The organism is Candidatus Villigracilis affinis (genome assembly GCF_016705895.1).
Taxonomy (GTDB): Bacteria; Chloroflexota; Anaerolineae; order Anaerolineales; family Villigracilaceae; genus Villigracilis; species Villigracilis affinis.
Genome location: NZ_JADJKT010000042.1, coordinates 80,782 through 98,716, shown reverse-complemented (window position 1 = coordinate 98,716; position 17,935 = coordinate 80,782). Strand labels below are relative to the sequence as shown.

The following is a 17,935-nucleotide window of genomic DNA, read 5'->3' as shown; positions in this document are numbered from 1 at the left end:
CCAGCGCGGGTAACGCAAACCGTTAGGCGCTGGGCAATAAGAATACATCCAAACAAAATGGAAACCACATATGCAATCTGACAATCTCTTAACTCAGGCGATTGATACTTTAATACAAGAAGCCTATCAGCCAAGTGAACCTGGAGTTGCAGTAATTGTGGCAAAGAATGGTCAAGCCATTTTCCGTAAAGGTCACGGCATGGCTAATCTTGAACTTGGCGTGCCAATTGAGCCTGACATGGTTTTCCGTATTGGTTCAGTTACAAAACAATTCACCGCTGTCGCTATACTCATATTGGCTGAACAAGGCAAACTATCTCTTGATGATTCAGTCACGAAGTTTCTGCCAGATTACCCCACTCACGATTATCTCATAACGGTAAAACACCTCCTCACTCATACTTCTGGTATCAAGAGTTATACATCTATGCCAGAGTGGATCCTTTATGGAGAAAAGATTTCGTTGTTCAAGAATTGATAGATTTTTTCAAATATCAGCCAATGGTGTCTGCACCTGGAAAGCGTTGGGCTTACAACAATTCAGGATATATTCTCTTGGGAGCCATTGTCGAAAAGATAACTGGTCAAACTTATGGGGAATTTATCCAGCAAAACATATTTGAGCCTTTGGGCATGGAACATTCTTATTACGACAACCCATCACAGATAATTCCGCAACGTGTTGCTGGATACGATAAGAGCACAAATGGCTTTGTCAATGCGGCTTATATCAGCATGACACAACCATATGCGGCAGGCGCATTGGCATCCACAATAGATGATTTAGCCCTTTGGGATACAGCGTTATACACAGAAAAACTACTCAAACTTGAAACTCTAAAGCAAGCCCATATTTCATACCAACTTCTGGATGGTTCTCCAACAGCATACGGTTTTGGCTGGATGATTTCAGAGTATGCAGGGCATCGAGTTATTGAACATAGTGGCGGAATACATGGTTTCAGGTCACATACAATTCGATTGCCTGACGATCATGCTTTTGTGGCTGTTCTTTCTAACAACGGCGGAAAAAGTCCTCAGAGTTTAGTATTCAAAATTTCTGCGTTAGTCATTGGAGAACCATACCAAGAGCCTACTATTGTAGAGTTGCAACCAGAGATTTTGGCGCGATATGAAGGAATTTACGAAACCAACACTTCAGACAAGTTACAAATTTTCGTGAGAATAATCTGTTCTTTTACAATATGATGATGGTTCGCGCGTAGAAGTTGCCCCATTATCGCCTGTTGAGTTCTATTTCAAAGATATGTCGTTCAATCGTCTCCACTTCATTAGTGACGCAAATGAAGGTATTATTGCAGTAGAAATTCGTCAACGTGTCGGGATGAGCAAACTAGCGAAAAAAGTTCGCGTGTCGGTAAAAAGCGCCTAACAAAGCGTGCAGCAACTGTCTTGAAAGCCAAGAGCAAAACCACCTTGGGAGTATTTTGGCTTTGAGTTTTTCCTGCTCCCAGGCAGAGTCCACGCCCACCACGGCGACGGTCCACGGGCGGAAATCGTTGGTCCACGCCCCAGCGCCAGCCCGCGAGCGCAAATCGTTGGGCGCTTCGCCAAGTTCGAAAAAAGTGGTTTTCTCGTCTTGACATAATAGAATATACGTTCTATTATCCAATAAAGGAGAATACCCATGAAAAAGAAAATCACCATCACGCCAATCCATGTTGCTGACCTGCTCGCCGAGGGCGAGCGGATGCCGGTCTACGTGCACGTCATCGACCATCCCGATGCGCGTGTGCTGGTCGACACTGGCATGACGGATCTGCACCCGGCGGGGGCTGATCTTGATCCCCGCCTCTTTCCACTGAGCGAGCAGGACTTCGACCTGGCTGGCATTGACATCGTCGTCAACACACACCTGCACTTCGACCACTGTGGTGGCAACCACCTCTTCGCTGGCAAGCCGATCTACGTCCAGCGTCGGGAGCTCGACGACGCGCGCAGCAAGGACGACTACACTATTCGCGAGTGGGTCGATGCGCCCGGCGTGCAGTACGTGCCGGTCGACGGCGAGTTCGAACTGCTTCCCGGGCTCCGACTCGTCCCGGCGCCGGGCCACACAGACGGGATGCAGGTGGTCGTCGTTGAGACTGGTGGGCGTCCCATCGTCGTCGGCGGTGACGTGGCGGTTTGGTTCGGCGAACTCGACGAGCCGAAAACCGAAGGCCAGTTGCGGGTGTTAGCGCTCGACCCCGAGCTGGTCTGGCTCACGCACACAGACGAGCCGTGGCGACCTGGTCATGAGGCTTAATCCTTTTTAGCCAAGGCAGGGGTGGCATCGCGGCGCGGAAGTTCCATGTAATAACCACTTCGCTTGCGGGGTGGTTATTACATTTTCCATCTTCGTGACAAAATAAAATTGATATTTGATTGGCATTCTTGGGGAGAGTCCATTTCTGAGTAAATTGCAAAAGGCAGAAAGCGCCCAAAACCGCGTCCTGCACGAGCACTGGGATAACCCTTCGTCAAGCTCAGGGCTGCTGGGGATTCTCCGCGGTTTTCAAGCATTTCTCTAACTTCGTCGAGTTTTCCCTGCTCCCAAACAGAGTCCATGCCCGCCCAGTACCCAGTAACGCAAACCGCCGTGCAGTTGCCGAAAACTAGGGATTTAGTACACTTCCATCTTGACTAAATAGAATGCATGTTCTAAAATCTCTCTTATCTTAATCGAGTCAAGAAAGGATAAAAATATGACACCTCAAGATTCTGCACATCCCCGAATTGTAGGTAGAGACGAATGGCTGGTAGCTCGGGAAACACTGCTTATACATGAAAAGGAACTCACAAAACATTATGACCAAGTCAGCGCCGAGCGTCGCAGACTGCCCATGGTAAAGGTCGAAAAAACATACACATTTAACGGTTCAGAAGGAAAACGCAGCCTTTACGATTTGTTCGACGGACGTAGTCAACTCATTGTGTACCACTTCATGTTCGACCCTTCTTGGGATGATGGTTGCATGGGCTGCACTGGATTTGTAAACGATCTGGGAGATTTATCCGAACTGCAAGTGCGTAACACACAGTTTGTAATGATCTCGCGTGCCCCATTAGAAAAACTACTCGCATATAAAACACGGATGGGCTGGGAACGTCCCTGGTATTCAGCATTTGACACTGATTTCAATCAGGACTTCCAAGTTACAGTTGATGGTGGTGAAAGGCATGGATTAAGTGTTTTCTTCCGTATTGATGATGATATATTTCATACATACTCAACGTACAAACGAGGTTGCGAATCGTTAAGTGATGTTTATAGATTGCTTGATACGACTCCCTACGGACGACAGGAAGATTGGGAAGATTCTCCCGCTGGCTTTCCACAGCGCCCAACTTACGGGTAAGATTTCCCGTTTCTGGCTGGACGACTTCGCCATCCCCGCCCCAGCACAGGTAATGCAAACCGTTGCGCGGTTACTTGTAAAGAGTTATGAGGAGTTTTGAGCAGTGAACAACAAATCTAGTAATCGAATCTTTGCAATGAAGTTTGCAAATGTATACCCACTTTACGTTCAAAAAGCAGAACGCAAAAACCGCACAAAAGAAGAAGTTGATAGGACCATCTGCTGGTTGACTGGCTATAGCCAGGCGGGATTACATCAGCAAATCGAACAGGAAAATGATTTTGAAACTTTTTTTGCGCAAGCACCAGCCATGAATCCAAACCGTTCACTTATAAAAGGTATAGTGTGTGGTGTTCGTGTGGAAGAAATCGAAAATCCACTAATGCAAAACATACGTTACTTGGACAAACTGATCGATGATCTCGCAAAAGGAAAAGCGATGGAGAAGATTCTGCGACAATTATAAGAATTTTTCTGGCTTCGAGTTTTCTCTGCGCCTAAACAGAGTCCTCACCCAACCCAGTGACGGTCCACGGACGGATACCCAGCACCAAGTCCATGGATGCAAACCATCGGGTACTCGCAAAGGATTGACCACATGAATCCAAGCCAAGAAAATAATATCCTTGCACATTTACCAGAAGTTAATGTCGTGCTTCAAGATTTACTTAAAGACGTGCAACGTATTTTGGACGGACGTTTAGCAGGCATGTATCTGGAAGGGTCATTAGCAAATGGTGACTTCGATCAAGATAGCGATATTGACTTTGTCGTAGTCACTGATGACGCAATCGAAGCCGATACCTTTTCTGTACTGCAAATGATGCACGAGCGCATTAATCTTCTGGACACCCAATGGTCTACTAATTTGGAGGGTTCATACGTTTCAAAACACGCACTTCGGCGACACGATCCCGAACACACACACTTCCCTAATATCGAGCGCGGATTCGGCGAGCGTCTTAAAATGGTTCACAACGATGAAACCTGGAATATTCATCGCTATATTTTACGCAAATGCGGCATCGTAATAATGGGTCCTGATCCAACTACATTAATTGACCCTATCTCACCTGATGAACTTCGACAAGCAATGTTGCCAGCCCTACATGGTTGGGCCACACAAATCCTTAACGATCCCAACGAGATTGTTCATCAAGGATATCAGTCCTACACGGTGCTTTCCCTATGCCGCATAATTTACACACTCGAATTTGGTGATATTGTTTCAAAACGCAAAGCATCAGCCTGGGTAAAGGAGACCCAAGGTGAGAATTGGCATGGAATAATTGACCAAGCTTGGATTGGACGACATAATCCGCAACTACCAGCCAGCACAGATGCCATAAATCAAACATTAGATTTGATAAGATACACACTTGATAAAGCACGCTCGGTCCTTTAAATTGCCATAACAAAACCCGCGATTAGCACAAATTCTTAACCAGACAAAAGCATTAAACGCTTGAAAAAAATACGATTTTCAAAAATTCCCGCCTTATGAAACCTGATAGCAGCTGACCGCCTGTTATTTAATTGAATAAGCAATTGCAATAAGCGGCCAGGAATGTACGGCGATCCTAAAATACCTGCTGAAGACAGATCCGGACAGAAAGTTTGTCGATGTTATTCCGTATCTTTCAATATTGAGCAAATATGGCTTAAAAGTTTTCGCAAACCATTTTCAGGGGCATTTCTTGAAAAAGCCTGAAGTTCGTGCAATAATTTAATCGGTTCCGCGGCATTTCTCTGCCCGTCGGCAACTCGAAACAACCTGAGCGGGGAGCCTGACCTTGCGATATTTTCGAAACCTGTTTGATGAGGATGGAGGCGTATCATGTCCGTGATCACCATTTCCAGAGAATTCGGCAGCGAAGGCGATGCCATCGCCCGCAAGGTAGCTCAGGCCCTGGACTATCATTTTGTGGATCAAAAATTTATCGGTACCATTCTCACCCAGTATGGGTATGTGGAATTCGACAAAGAGTTCTCGTCCCTGCCTACGTTTTGGGAGCGTTTCGATGCGCAGCGGGAAAAGCAGCGTGATGTCATGGCGAACATGCTCAATCAGGTGATACAAGCCGTCGCACATCATGGCCATGTGGTGATCCTCGGACGCAGCGGATTTGAAGTACTAGGCGGATTTGCAGATGTCATCCATGTGCGTCTGCAGGCGCCCTTCCCTGTGCGGGTTGGACGCGTCATGGAACAGCAGGGACTATCATTCGAACAGGCGGAAACAGCGGTAAAAAAAAGTGACAAAACAAGGGTAGCCTTCGTCGAGGAATTTTACAAGATACCCTGGGATTCGATCCACGCCTTCGATATGGTCTTGAACACAGGTAAGATCTCACCCGATCTGGCGACGAATTGGCTGGTCGATATTGCGAAGGTCCCAGTCAGCAGCTTCGAGATCGACAAGCCCACCACCGACTCCATTGTGGTTGACCGCATTTTGGCAGAGACTGTTTCCGAAGTCTTGAACTGTGATCATGCTCACAGATAGACATCAATTTGAAATTTGCTCATAAAAGACGGACGAAAATACTCGCCCGTCTTTTATGTTAAACTTACCCAATACTATCCAGTTTTTACATGGAAAGACATTCGAAATTTCCAGGCGCACGAAGCCTGCAAGTTGCTGGAATCAATTCGATAAGAACTTAATGCGAACGGGATAAATGGAGAAGCATGCAAACATTTACAAACACCACGGATGGCATTAAACGAATTTGGGATGTCGAAAAGTTATGGGAAATAGCAGGCCAACTGCCCATCAAAGATGTGCCGTTGGAAAGCATATCAAATCTGGATGAAGTTTCCTGGTTTGGAGCCGCCCCCGATGAAAACCCCACTTGCCGAAGAGTGGCTGATCACGCAAAACGAATTTACGAAGCCAATTTCGATCACCCGGTGATTTTGTCCTCAGCGGGCTGGGTGATGGACGGCATGCATCGTGTTTGCAAAGCTTATTTATTGGGATGGAGCACTATAAAGGCAGTACAGTTCAACCTAGACCCGGAACCCAACGAGATCATTTATAGCCAGGAATGATCGAAGAAAACGATGATGTCCTAGCTCCCGAATTGATACAACAACACGCCAGCAGCGACAGCGAGATTTAAAGAACTGACTCGTCCCTTCATGGGCAGGGAGACGGTCACATCACAGGCGGAGGATTGTTCCCTGGTGAGTCCTTTTTGTTCATTGCCCAACATTAAAACCCATGGGGTTTGAGGGATAAAGGTGTTGTAATCCACATCTGCTTTAGCCGATGTGCCGATGAGCTGGTATTTTCCCTTGTGCGACCATTCGATAAATTCATTGAAGGAAGCTTGAACAATCGGCTTCCAGAACAACGTCCCCATGCTGGCGCGGACAACGGTGGGATGATATAGCTCCACGCCGCCTTCGAGCAGAAAGAGCACATCCGCATCGACCGCATCCATGGTTCGCAGGATGGTGCCGACATTGCCCGGGTCCTGCGGGGAAACGAGCGCAACAGCGCGGGAAAATGTTTTTATTTCAGATAGCTGTGTGCGGCGCGAATGGACCAGGGCAATGATGCCCTGCGGGTTTTCCTTGTCAGCCAGCGATTCCATCACAGAAACAGAAACAGGCTGCGGCGGAATCTTGAGACGGGAGATCAATTCACGCGCAAAAGAACTGGTTAACAAGTCTGGCGCATACAGGACGGATTCGATTTTCCAATCCGCTTCGATGGCTTCGCCGACATGATGTATGCCTTCCACGAGAAAGAGACCCGTTTCAGTACGGGTTTTCTTTTGGCGCAATGCACGCGCATGTTTAACAAGCGGATTGGCGAGGCTGGTGATCAAATCCATGCGCTGATTGTATCCGAAAACAACCGCCGAATGATGTGTATCATTCGGCGGTTGTTGCTTGATGTAATTCGATTACGGTGCAACAACGGTCAGCTTGCCAACCATGCCCGCAATAAAATGCCCTTCTGTGCCACACACGACTTGATACTCGCCTGGCTCGGTGGGCGCAGTGAAGGTTGCGGTGACGGTTTTACCGGGTTCCGCCTCGACCTCCCAATAGATATTGCCCTCATCTTCGTCGCCGAAATCATCACCGATGGTTTGACCGAAATTCATGATGACGAATTCATGAATCACCGCTCCATTATTGACAGCGGTGATGGTAATTTCCTGCCCGGCGGGGATGACAAATTCGGCTGGAGTGAAGATAAATTCCACCATATCCACTTTAAGGTTTGTGGATGGCCTGTTCCCACCACAAGCAGTAACTATGAACATACACACAAGCATGATCGTGCTGAAAACCTTTCTCATATCGAATCTCCTTTTCTGGTATTTAGGATAAAGTTAGTTTACATATTTTCCGAATCATTTTCAATGGGCAGTTTTACCAATTCTTTCACTGTGGATGGGATAGCGAAACTGCAATGATAGAGGGTAGTTTATAATTACCAAATGAAATTCCTGCGATGGCTGGCGCTTTCGTTCGCAATGTTGTTGAGCGCCTGCCAGTCAACCACTTCCCCATCCATCACAATCATTGACGGCGGCCAGGTGCAAGTCGTTGCATCCGATTCACGGGTGCCTCTGGTTTTGCTCACGCAAAACGGCATTACTCCACAACAAGCAGACCGCGTTTTGGTCAACGGCGTTTCGTTTCCCATGGATCAGCCGCTGCCCTCCGTGGATTCCATCCAGTTGCAGCTGCGTCGTGCGGTGGAACTGACCCTGACCACGCCACTGGGAACGCAAACCCTTCAAACTTCTGCGCCTACGGTGGGGCAGGCGTTGACCGAGGCGGGTTACGTCCTTGGGGCGGCAGATTTGATCGACCCGCCTGCTGAGACGCCCATCATAACCTCATTGAATGTGACCTTCACACCCGCGCGTGACCTGACCGTTCAAATTGGCGCGGACGTTGTGAACATCCGCTCTGCCGCAAGGACAGTGGGTGGAGCACTTGCCGAAGCTGGGATTCCGCTCATCGGTTTAGATACCAGTTTCCCGCTTGAGGGCGAAGCGCTGCCCGTTGATGGTCAGATCCGCGTGATGCGCGTTCAAGAGATCATCAGCGTGGCGCTCGAGCCAATCCCATTTGAAACGCAAAAGGTCAGCTCAATCGATGTACCGCTCGGGCAGGAGGAATTGATCCAGTCCGGTGTCAATGGTATTACGATGACCCGTACGCGAATCCGATATGAAGACGGGCAGGAAGTAAGCCGCCAATTGGAGGAGGAGATCGTTGCACGTGAACCGCAGCCGCGCATTGTAAAAAGCGGCGAACAGATCGTAATGTCTCCTTTGCCCGGGGTTTCAGGCGAATACTGGACCGCTGTTGAAATGTACGCAACGGTGTACTCGCCATGCGAATCTGGGACGGGCAGTTGTTCTTATGGCACAGCCAGTGGAGCGCGGGCAGGCTACGGCATCGTGGCGGTGGATTATTCGATCTATAGCTATCTTGCTGGCATGCGGGTGTATATCCCCGGATACGGTACAGCCACCATCGGCGATACAGGCGGCGGCCCGATCATCGAAACGCTGCTCGGTGTGCCGCGCACAAAATGGATCGACCTCGGATTCGATGACGGTGCGATCCAGGATATGACAGGCTGGGTCACTGTATATTTCCTCGCGCCTGCGCCCGCTGAGATCCCCTATTTTTTGAAGTAAACTCTTATCCTTCAACTACATTCCCCGAAGAACACCCGCCATTCCGCTCAGGATGAATAAGAAAACATGACACGAAGTCAAAAACAGATCATTGCCGTTCTTTCAATTGTTGCCCTTGTGCTTATCAGCGCGGCAGGAATTTATGCATTCCGAAGCTATCGGGCATTTGTAACCCAGCCGCTTGGGCCATCACTTCCCATCGCCGCACAGACCATGCCACCAACATGGACACCCGCCGCGACCTCGCCCGTGGGCATGGTGACCCTTGTGCCAACGCTTTCTTTTACCACCCCAACTCCATACGCAGGCTGCGGCGGTACAACCAGCGTCATGCACGTGGTTGCCGTTGGGGCAGACTCACGCTCAGACAATTATCAATACGGTCTTGGAGATGTGATCCGCCTTGTGCGCATCGATTTTGTCACGCCAAAGGTTTCAGTGCTTGAATTCCCTCGCGATCTCTGGGTGGAAATTCCATACATCTCAGATAACCTGAATGGGCAGGATCACGAAAAACTAAATCAAGCCTATCTCTACGGTCAGCCCGGCGATGGCTTTCATTATTGGGACGATCCCAGCGCAGGGCCTGGGCTGCTCTCGCTTACACTCAATCTCAACTTCGGCGCGCAAGTGGATCATTATGTCGCAGTCAACATGCGTACTTTCGTCAACGTCGTCAATGCAGTGGAGGGGATCGATCTCAACGTGCCCGATGACAATGCCGCTCAAAACACAGGCCTGCCCATCGGCAAGCATCATCTCAATGGCGACCAGGCGCTCAAGGTTGCGCGCAATCGTGAAGAAGGCGTATTTGAACGGGCCAGCAATCAAAACCGCGTGCTGTGCGCGCTGCGCCAAAAACTCGCCAGCCCCAAAGTCGTTACAAAGATTCCCGACCTGATCGATTCATTTCAAGATAACATCCTCACCGATTTCACGCCTGAACAGCTTGGGCAGCTTGCATGCCTCGGCACAAAACTCCCGCCTGAAAATATCACCTTCGCTAGCTTCCCCCAGGAGCTATTCAAGGAAAGCCGCATTTACGATCCCGTATTCAAAAAGAATGTCTTTTACTGGGATGTGGATTTCAGCGTCCTGCGTGATTACACTTCACGCTTTCAGGCAGGCACATGGCCCGAACCCAACGCCATCACCACCGATGAAGAAGACGAAGAAGAGATCATCTGCGAATGAGCAATTTCAGTTCCATTCCGCCGCTCGATGCCTCCGCCGTTCTCAAACGATTCAATTTGCGTGCCGATAAAAGCCTTGGCCAAAATTTTTTACAAGACTCATCCGCGCTCGAAAAGATCGCACTTGCCGCCGAGATTCAAAGGGATGACTGTGTCCTTGAGATTGGTCCCGGCCTCGGCAGTTTGACTCGGTATCTGGCAGTCTCTGCCCAAAAAGTGACGGCGGTCGAACTGGACCCTGACCTGCTTGCCCCACTACGGGCAGTTCTCAAGCCTTATCAAAATGTCCATGTCATCCACGGCGACATCCTTGAGCTCAGCATTTCAGAGATCATCGATCAACCCGATTACCTTGTCGTTGCGAACATCCCTTACAACATCACATCTGCCATCATCCGTCACCTGCTCGAAAGCGACCCCAAGCCGCGCCGTGTTGTATTGACCATCCAAAAGGAAGTTGCCGAACGCATCTGTGCCAGGCCCGGCGACCTCAGCCTGCTGGCGTTGAGCGTGCAAGTTTATGGCGCGCCCAGCATCGCTGCAAAGATCCCCGCGAATTCCTTTCACCCCGCCCCCAAAGTGGATTCCGCCATCCTGCGGATCGACATTCACAAAGAGCCGCTCATCCCTGTTGAATTGCTGGATATTTTTTTCAAACTGATCAAAGCGGGTTTTGCCCAAAAGCGGAAAACATTGCGCAACTCCCTCTCCGCTGGCTTGCACATCTCGCCGCAAAACGCCGAGATATTGCTAACTTCCGCGGGAATTGATTTCATGCGCCGCGCAGAGACCCTGTCCATTGAAGAATGGAAGGGGTTGTGTGAAAAGAGATGAGGCATTATGCAATATGGAAAGATTCCCGGGCTCAATAAACCTATAGCGCGCGTTGTGCAAGGCTCAACGATGATCGGAAGCGACCTCGATGAAACCAAAAGCTTCGCGCTTCTCGATAAGGTTTACGCATTGGGCGGCAACACCATCGACACCGCCCACGTCTACAGCGGCGGCAATAGCGAACGTATCATTGGGCGCTGGCTTCAGGCACGCGGCCTGCGCGATAAGATCGTCATTATCACCAAAGGCGCTGCCCCCTCGGCAGACCGTCAGCGCATCACACCTTTCGATATCACCGCCGACCTGCACGATTCACTTGTCCGCCTAAAAACCGATCATGTAGATCTGTATCTTCTGCATCGAGATGACCCAAGTCAGCCCGTGGAACCGATCATTGATATTTTGAATGAACACCGCCGCGCTGGGAAAATCCTTGCATTTGGCGGGTCAAACTGGTCACATCAACGCATTGAAGCGGCAAATGCTTATGCCCTTGCAAACGGGCTGGAGCCATTCGTGGCGAGCAGTCCGCAATATGGCCTCGCAGAGGCGCTCGGAGAACCGTGGCCGCTGTGTCTCAGCATCAGTGGTTCTACAGCCAGCAAAGCCAGAGAATGGTATGTTGAAAATCAACTGCCAGTTCTCGCATGGTCGCCCCTGGCGAGCGGTTTCTTCTCAGGGCGTTTCACCCGTGACAATCTCCATACCTTCGGCGATCGTGAATGGGACCGTGTCTGCGTCAGCACGTATGCATCCGAGCCAAATTTTCAAAGGCTGGATCGAGCAACAGCCCTCGGAAGTGAAAAGGGATTAACCGCCGCTCAAATTGCACTGGCCTTCGCATTAAATCAACCCATGAATATCTTCGCGGTGGTGGGCTCCACCAATATTGATACATTTAACGCGAATGTCCTCGCAAGTGAAGTGCAATTGACCCCGCAGGAAATGGATTGGCTCGATCTGAAAAGCGACAGCCGCTGATCGGCAAAATAATTATCAGCGCCTTCTACATTTTCAGCGTTTAAATTGCTCTTAAAAATAAACCTGCCCACGAAATCTTGATCTCGGGGCAGGTTTATTTTTTGGATTCAATCCGTCATGTCGGGAATTTTCTTCCCAAGATTAATAAAGATCCTCATCATCCACCAATTCAGGCGGCTCCGAATTCAGCGGATAAGCCCAGATACCCTTCTCATTCATCGCCTTTGCGATCTGATAAGGCATGGGCAGTTCATCGAATTTCTGTCCGCTCATAAAATCGAGGATCAGTTGATGGGTCGGCTTTTCGGTTTTGAAGCTTTTCTGCACACGGCCTAGAAAATACTTGGCGCTTTCCCTTGAAATCTGGAATTTCGAAGAGATGACCTCAAATGGTTTTATCTTATCCATGTTGTTCTCCTGCTTTATTGTACCCCGCCCGCACAACTGCCAGAATCATTCAATCCATTATCAAGGGATTGACTCCCAGACCCGCACATTCGAAATCTGACAATTGGACCAGTAACCGCCATTCAGGTCTGAGACTGCGCCGAAATAGATCTCACCCATTCCCAACAGCTTTGTTGTAAAAAGTGTATATTGCCCCACCAGAGCGCCATCCACAAGCACATGCGCAACATCCTTGTTGATGGTCAAGAGGAATTTCGCCTTCGTCCCGTTGCGGACGTTCACCTCCCCGGTGCCAAAGGTGGTGCCGAACAATTCGCATTGGGTCATGCCGTTCTTGCAGTACCCCATCCGCACCGCGTTGTTGGTCAGGATCGCCGTGTATCCGTCGCTGTTATTTTGCACACGATAGGCAAACCCGCACCCGGTGTAATTTGGATAGGTGGTGGAACCTTTGCTATCCAATTCGATATCCGCCCAAAGCGCAAAATCCTGAGCCTCCTGACCGGTCCGCGAAAAGTCAAAAATCTTGGAGGGCAGGGACGATCTCGAAAAATCATCCAGCACGTACAGTTTCCCATTTTGAAACGGCAGATATCCCATTTCGTAATAATTGCGCACTTCCGCTGCCAGATCGCTGGGAAGTTCCGTCGTAACTGAATCAGTTTCCAGCGTGGGAATGACCGCTTCAGTCACGGGCTGCTGCAGTTGAGCAGTCGGTATGATCTCTACGGTTGCCGGGGCGATCCCAGTCGGCAATTGAAATGGGGCTGTGGTGGGAGCTGTCTGTCCGAAATCAATGCTCAGACCACAAGACAGGGAGATCAACACAAAAACGGAAAAAGCCCCAAACACACGATGCAAGTGAAGTTTGCTCATATTTTCCCTCCCGAGAAAAGTGAAAAAAAACAAATTACCTGAACATGTTTTTATAAAGTTTGCGTGAATTCATTGTAGCATTATTGACACTGCCGGGTATCACGACGAACATCACAATTAAATAAAAAAGCCCCGCGAATTTCTTCGCGGGACCAAATTGCAACTCCAAAATCGAAGCTGACTTAGGTGCCTTCTTCCCAGGAATTCAGATAGTGCAACTGCTCATCGGAAAGGATGTCGATCCTAACACCCATCGATTCGAGCTTGAGGCGGGCGATCTCGTTGTCAATATCGGTCGGGACGGAGTACACCTTCTTTTCGAGCTTGTCGGCGTTCTTCGCCATGTATTCGGCGGAGAGTGCCTGGTTCGCAAAGGACATGTCCATCACGGAGGCGGGGTGGCCTTCGGCGGAAGCGAGGTTGATGAGGCGGCCTTCGCCGAGGATGTTGATCTTGCGGCCATCCTTGGTGAGATACTGGTCAACGAACGGGCGGACACGATTCGGTTCGCCCACGCTCATGTCAGCGAGCGAAGGAATGTTGATCTCAACATTGAAGTGACCGGAGTTGGCAACGAGCGCGCCATCTTTCATCACTTCAAAGTGTTTCTTGTCGATCACATTCAAGTCGCCTGTGACGGTGCAGAAGATGTCGCCGATCCTGGAGGCGTCCATCATCGGCATGACCTGATAGCCGTCCATGACCGCTTCGAGTGCCTTCATCGGGTCGATCTCGGTCACGATGACCTGAGCGCCCATGCCGCGTGCGCGGGAGGCGAGACCACGTCCGCACCAGCCGTAGCCAGCGACGACGAAGTTCTTGCCAGCCAGTAATACGTTGGTCGCGCGGATGATGCCGTCCACGGTGGATTGGCCAGTGCCGTAGCGATTATCGAACAGATGCTTGGTCAACGCATCGTTCACTGCGATGACGGGGAATTTCAAAACTTTGTCAGCTTCCATCGCCTTCAAGCGGATGACGCCCGTGGTGGTCTCTTCGGTACCGCCAATGACGTTCTTAAGCATCTGCTTGCGTTCCGCTTCGCTCAGGCCTTGTGCCCATGAAGCGAGGGAAGGCTCGAGTTTTTCGAAACGTCCCATTTCGATGAAGAACAATGAAGAAACGAGGTCAGCGCCATCGTCCTGGGTCATGTGAGGCATATGCTCCAACGCGGCGCGGATGTGCTTGAAGTAGGTAACTTTGTCTTCGCCCTTGATGGCATAGACAGGAATTTCGTATTGATTCACCAAAGCGGCGGCTACATCATCCTGAGTGGAAAGCGGGTTCGAGGCAGTGAGAACGATGTCTGCGCCGCCCTCCTGCAGGGTAATCATCAGGTTCGCGGTTTCGGTGGTCACATGCAAACAGCAGGAAAGGCGCAAACCCTTGAGGGGTTTCTCCTTCTTGAAGCGCTCGCGGATGGAACGAAGGACTGGCATTTCGCGTTCCGCCCAATCAATGCGGCGACGGCCACCTTCGGCTTGATTCAAATCTTTGATATCGTAATTATTCATATTGCTCCTTTATGTGCTATTCGGATCGCGGACTTCAGTCCACAACACCATTATTGTTTTAGGCTTGCGGACTAAAAGTCCGCGCTTATATTTTACTTTAAGAATACATCCAACTTGCCGCCATCGTCAAAATGCTGGCGGAAGCGTTTTACAAATTCGGCGGGAGTGTAGGAATGGTTCTGCGTGCCGCGCTGTTCAAGACAGTATACGGCGGAAAGCGAACCGATCTCACCGCACAATTTCCAATCGAAGCCGTGGGAATAGCCTGCGAGGAATCCGCCGCGGAAGGCATCGCCTACGCCTGTGGGATCGACGATCTCATCCTCAGGGACAGTTGGGATGTGAACCGAGTCACCATCTGAATACAGGTCAGCGCCATCCTTGCCGCGTGTGATGACCAGCACCTTCACGTGCTCCAGAATCTGATCCAGGCTCCAGCCTGTCTTCTTTGAGATCAAACCGAATTCATAGTCATTGCAGAAGAGGAAATATGCGCCTTCCATGTCGCGGGCGAGTTCATGCCCTTCGAGGCGCAGCACCTGCTGGCTGGGATCGTATAAATAAGGGATGCCCAACTCACGGCATTCAGCGGGGAATTTCATCATCGCATCGGGTGCGCTGGGAGAAACGATGACAAGGTCGGGCTTCTTGCCCAGTTCCTTGATGGATTGGGTGGCGGAGTGCCCCATTGCTCCGGGGTAGAACGATGCAATTTGAGCAGAGGCCTGATCGGTCGTCGCAAAGAACGAGGCAGTGAATAATCCAGGCACCACTTGCATCAGCGTCGTATCCACGCCTTTTGAGTCAAGCCAGGTGCGATAGTCGCCGAAATCCTCGCCGACGGTTGCCATCACACGCGGTTTTTCGCCGAGCAGAGCCATGGTGTACGCAATATTCGGGGCAATGCCGCCGCGCTGCTTCGACATGGATTCAACGAGGAAGGAAAGGCTGATCGAGGCCAGACGTTCGGGAAGAATTTGTTCCTTGAAAAGACCTGGGAAGGTCATCAAATAATCGTAGGCAACAGAACCAGTGAGAAGAATGTCCATCTTTATTTCCTTGAAAAAAATTTGCGCCATTTTTCGCTAAAGGAAAAATTACGCAGAAAAATGCGCCCTCTCGCGAGAGCGCACTGAAAGCGGGCAAAGTTTAACACGGGACAAGCGGATTGTAAAGAAATTTTTCAGAAAAATGATTACAGCCTTTAATATCCACCGACGCTGCTTTGCAATGCTTGATAACTTTGGAATGCGAGAAACGCGAACAGGATCGCCATGTAGGTGCTGCCCAGCAGGAAGAAACCGATCAAGGCAAAAGAGATGCCTGCGATCACCGAAACCCAAAGCGATTTGCGCACTCCATTCAACGGGTCCGCTTTGAGCAATACATATCGAGTTACATGGCCGCCATCAAGGGGATAGACAGGCACAAGGTTGAAGATGCCCCAAAAGATATTGACCCATAACAGGTTCAACACGAACGAGTTGAGAACGGCAACGCCAAATGGCAGGACAACATTCACGGGTACCGGGAGTACCAGAAGTAACGTGCCCATCGTCACTGAACCACCCACAACGAGAGTCCCCATGATCGCAAAGGCTGCCAGCAAAAACCCCGAGAAAGGGCCAGCCAACGAAATGAAGATCTCCTGATTCGGCGTGAGCGCAACACTGGCCAAACCGCTCCCCCAACGCATGGATTCGGGCACGGTCAACCCGCCTGAAAAATGCAGGATGATGTTCGACGAAATTCCATAACGCCGCATCGCCAGCGCATGCCCCAATTCGTGGATCAGGATCGAGACAAACACGACCACCACCCAGGTCACCAACTGCACGATCCCGCCAGAGGAAGACCCGAACAAAACGGCGATCACCCAAAACAACGGATGGACGCGCACGGGAATCCCAAAGAAGGAGAAATTCAAGTCAAAACGAGTGGGCGTGGGCGATTGAAATAACATATGAAACAAACCTTTCTATTCTTTGACGACTTTCTTCAAGTTGACATCGAACGGCGGATAGACCACGCCGTTTTCAGTAACGATTCCACTAAGCAGGCGATTCGGTGTGACGTCGAAAGCTGGGTTGCGCGCTTTGGCATTTTTCGGCGCGATTGGCTCGCCCTGAAATTGAATGCCGAGGACCTCGTCGGTGTTGCGCTCTTCGATGGGAATCAAACCACCGTGCGCAAGGGACAGGTCTACTGTGGAAGTGGGCACAACCGCATAAGCAGGGACATTGTTATCTTTCGCAGCGAGCGAGAGCATGTAGGTACCGATCTTGTTCGCTACATCGCCATTGGCGGCCACACGGTCCGCGCCGAAAAATACTTTTTGAGCCTTGCCTGCCTTGAGAAAATAACCAGACATATTATCGCTGATGATCTCATAAGGAATGCCGTACTGTTCCAATTCCCAGGCAGTGAGGCGCGCACCCTGCAAACGCGGACGAGTCTCATCCACCAGCACGTGAATCTTTTTACCTTGTTCATGTGCCGTGCGGATGACGCCCAATGCCGTGCCCCAGTCTACGGTGGCGAGTGCGCCTGTGTTGCAGTGATGGATGATAGTATCGCCGTCGTTGATGAGCGCCGCGCCATGTTCGGCCATGCGCTTGTTGATCGCCACGTCTTCATCGGCGAGGTTTTGTGCCTCGGTCAAAATGGCCGCGCGCACAGTATCGGCGTTTCTTTCGTCTTTCATTTTTTCTGCCACGCGCATCAAACGATCCACAGCCCAGGCAAGGTTAACCGCGGTTGGGCGCGAAGCCTTCAAAACGGCGGCAGATGCCTTTAGATCAGCAATCAGGCCCTCGGTCGAAGTGGAAGCGGATTCATATCCTGCAAGCGCGAGACCAAAGGCGGCGGCGGCTCCGATGGCGGGCGCGCCGCGCACTACCATGTCCGTAATGGCATGTGCAACTTCCTTGTGTCCGCGATAAGAAAGGACCTCGAAACGCGCGGGCAGAATGCGCTGATCGATCATTTTTAGTTCGTTGTTTTCCCAAAATACCGTACGCATGATTTATCCTTTATCGCTTGTTTAATAAACAAGTAAATTTTACCGAAAATTACGAGTGGAAAATAAT

General features: G+C 50.2%; 20 protein-coding genes. 12 read left to right on the top strand and 8 right to left on the bottom strand.

Annotated elements, in window-relative coordinates:
• The first annotated feature begins 70 nt into the window (after positions 1–70).
• From IPI86_RS24855 to IPI86_RS24820, 8 genes are all read left to right on the top strand, one after another.
• Positions 71–478, top strand: coding sequence for a serine hydrolase domain-containing protein (locus IPI86_RS24855; RefSeq protein ID WP_345300734.1), 408 nt, complete (start codon positions 71–73; stop codon positions 476–478).
• Complete coding sequence (locus tag IPI86_RS24850) at positions 436–1,209, top strand: serine hydrolase domain-containing protein (RefSeq protein ID WP_345300733.1); 774 nt, start codon at positions 436–438, stop codon at positions 1,207–1,209. The genes IPI86_RS24855 and IPI86_RS24850 overlap by 43 nt, the downstream gene beginning before the upstream one ends.
• A gap of 439 nt (positions 1,210–1,648) precedes the next feature.
• Positions 1,649–2,269: an MBL fold metallo-hydrolase gene (locus IPI86_RS24845; RefSeq protein ID WP_345300732.1), complete on the top strand. Its 621-nt coding sequence runs from the start codon at positions 1,649–1,651 to the stop codon at positions 2,267–2,269.
• 439 nt (positions 2,270–2,708) lie between these two features.
• Positions 2,709–3,362: a DUF899 domain-containing protein gene (locus IPI86_RS24840; RefSeq protein WP_345300731.1), complete on the top strand. Its 654-nt coding sequence runs from the start codon at positions 2,709–2,711 to the stop codon at positions 3,360–3,362.
• Positions 3,363–3,498: 136 nt separating this feature from the next.
• Positions 3,499–3,828: a DUF2200 domain-containing protein gene (locus tag IPI86_RS24835; RefSeq protein ID WP_345300735.1), complete on the top strand. Its 330-nt coding sequence runs from the start codon at positions 3,499–3,501 to the stop codon at positions 3,826–3,828.
• A gap of 132 nt (positions 3,829–3,960) precedes the next feature.
• Positions 3,961–4,767 carry an aminoglycoside adenylyltransferase domain-containing protein gene (locus tag IPI86_RS24830; RefSeq protein WP_345300730.1) on the top strand — a complete coding sequence of 269 codons (807 nt, stop codon included), beginning with the start codon at positions 3,961–3,963 and terminating at the stop codon, positions 4,765–4,767.
• A gap of 432 nt (positions 4,768–5,199) precedes the next feature.
• Positions 5,200–5,868, top strand: a complete 669-nt coding sequence (locus IPI86_RS24825) for a cytidylate kinase-like family protein (protein WP_345300729.1) — start codon at positions 5,200–5,202, stop codon at positions 5,866–5,868.
• A gap of 185 nt (positions 5,869–6,053) precedes the next feature.
• The gene (locus IPI86_RS24820) at positions 6,054–6,416 is read left to right on the top strand and encodes a chromosome partitioning protein ParB (protein ID WP_345300728.1); all 363 of its coding nucleotides are present in this window, start codon (positions 6,054–6,056) and stop codon (positions 6,414–6,416) included.
• A gap of 20 nt (positions 6,417–6,436) precedes the next feature.
• Here the strand turns inward: IPI86_RS24820 and IPI86_RS24815 are convergent, their stop codons facing one another.
• Entirely contained in the window at positions 6,437–7,207 is a 771-nt protein-coding gene (locus tag IPI86_RS24815; protein WP_345300727.1) for an RNA methyltransferase, read from the bottom strand.
• Between the two features lie 72 nt (positions 7,208–7,279).
• Positions 7,280–7,681 carry a cupredoxin domain-containing protein gene (locus IPI86_RS24810; RefSeq protein ID WP_345300726.1) on the bottom strand — a complete coding sequence of 134 codons (402 nt, stop codon included), beginning with the start codon at positions 7,679–7,681 and terminating at the stop codon, positions 7,280–7,282.
• A gap of 141 nt (positions 7,682–7,822) precedes the next feature.
• Here IPI86_RS24810 and IPI86_RS24805 point away from each other — a divergent pair, with 141 nt between their 5' ends.
• The 4 genes from IPI86_RS24805 (at position 7,823) to IPI86_RS24790 (ending at position 12,048) form a co-directional block, all read left to right on the top strand.
• A complete protein-coding gene (locus IPI86_RS24805) occupies positions 7,823–9,040 on the top strand; it encodes a G5 domain-containing protein (protein WP_345300725.1) in 1,218 nt (405 codons plus the stop codon).
• A gap of 66 nt (positions 9,041–9,106) precedes the next feature.
• Positions 9,107–10,234 carry an LCP family protein gene (locus tag IPI86_RS24800; protein WP_345300724.1) on the top strand — a complete coding sequence of 376 codons (1,128 nt, stop codon included), beginning with the start codon at positions 9,107–9,109 and terminating at the stop codon, positions 10,232–10,234.
• Positions 10,231–11,067 carry a 16S rRNA (adenine(1518)-N(6)/adenine(1519)-N(6))-dimethyltransferase RsmA gene (gene rsmA / locus IPI86_RS24795; protein ID WP_345300723.1) on the top strand — a complete coding sequence of 279 codons (837 nt, stop codon included), beginning with the start codon at positions 10,231–10,233 and terminating at the stop codon, positions 11,065–11,067. Before IPI86_RS24800 ends, rsmA begins: the two co-directional genes overlap by 4 nt.
• A gap of 6 nt (positions 11,068–11,073) precedes the next feature.
• Positions 11,074–12,048, top strand: a complete 975-nt coding sequence (locus IPI86_RS24790; protein WP_345300722.1) for an aldo/keto reductase — start codon at positions 11,074–11,076, stop codon at positions 12,046–12,048.
• A gap of 141 nt (positions 12,049–12,189) precedes the next feature.
• On the opposite strand, the gene IPI86_RS24785 is transcribed toward IPI86_RS24790, so the two are convergent.
• The 6 genes from IPI86_RS24785 to mtnA all read right to left on the bottom strand — a co-directional run bounded on the left by IPI86_RS24785 (position 12,190) and on the right by mtnA (position 17,868).
• Positions 12,190–12,456: a hypothetical protein gene (locus IPI86_RS24785; protein ID WP_345300721.1), complete on the bottom strand. Its 267-nt coding sequence runs from the start codon at positions 12,454–12,456 to the stop codon at positions 12,190–12,192.
• A gap of 60 nt (positions 12,457–12,516) precedes the next feature.
• Positions 12,517–13,332, bottom strand: a complete 816-nt coding sequence (locus IPI86_RS24780; protein ID WP_345300720.1) for a hypothetical protein — start codon at positions 13,330–13,332, stop codon at positions 12,517–12,519.
• A gap of 182 nt (positions 13,333–13,514) precedes the next feature.
• The gene (gene ahcY, locus IPI86_RS24775) at positions 13,515–14,846 is read right to left on the bottom strand and encodes an adenosylhomocysteinase (RefSeq protein ID WP_345300719.1); all 1,332 of its coding nucleotides are present in this window, start codon (positions 14,844–14,846) and stop codon (positions 13,515–13,517) included.
• A gap of 92 nt (positions 14,847–14,938) precedes the next feature.
• Positions 14,939–15,895, bottom strand: coding sequence for a carbohydrate kinase family protein (locus IPI86_RS24770; RefSeq protein ID WP_345300718.1), 957 nt, complete (start codon positions 15,893–15,895; stop codon positions 14,939–14,941).
• Positions 15,896–16,050: 155 nt separating this feature from the next.
• Positions 16,051–16,809 (bottom strand): site-2 protease family protein, encoded by a 759-nt coding sequence (locus tag IPI86_RS24765; protein ID WP_345300717.1) that lies wholly within the window; start codon positions 16,807–16,809, stop codon positions 16,051–16,053.
• Between the two features lie 15 nt (positions 16,810–16,824).
• Complete coding sequence (mtnA, locus tag IPI86_RS24760; RefSeq protein WP_345300716.1) at positions 16,825–17,868, bottom strand: S-methyl-5-thioribose-1-phosphate isomerase; 1,044 nt, start codon at positions 17,866–17,868, stop codon at positions 16,825–16,827.
• Positions 17,869–17,935: the final 67 nt, after the last annotated feature.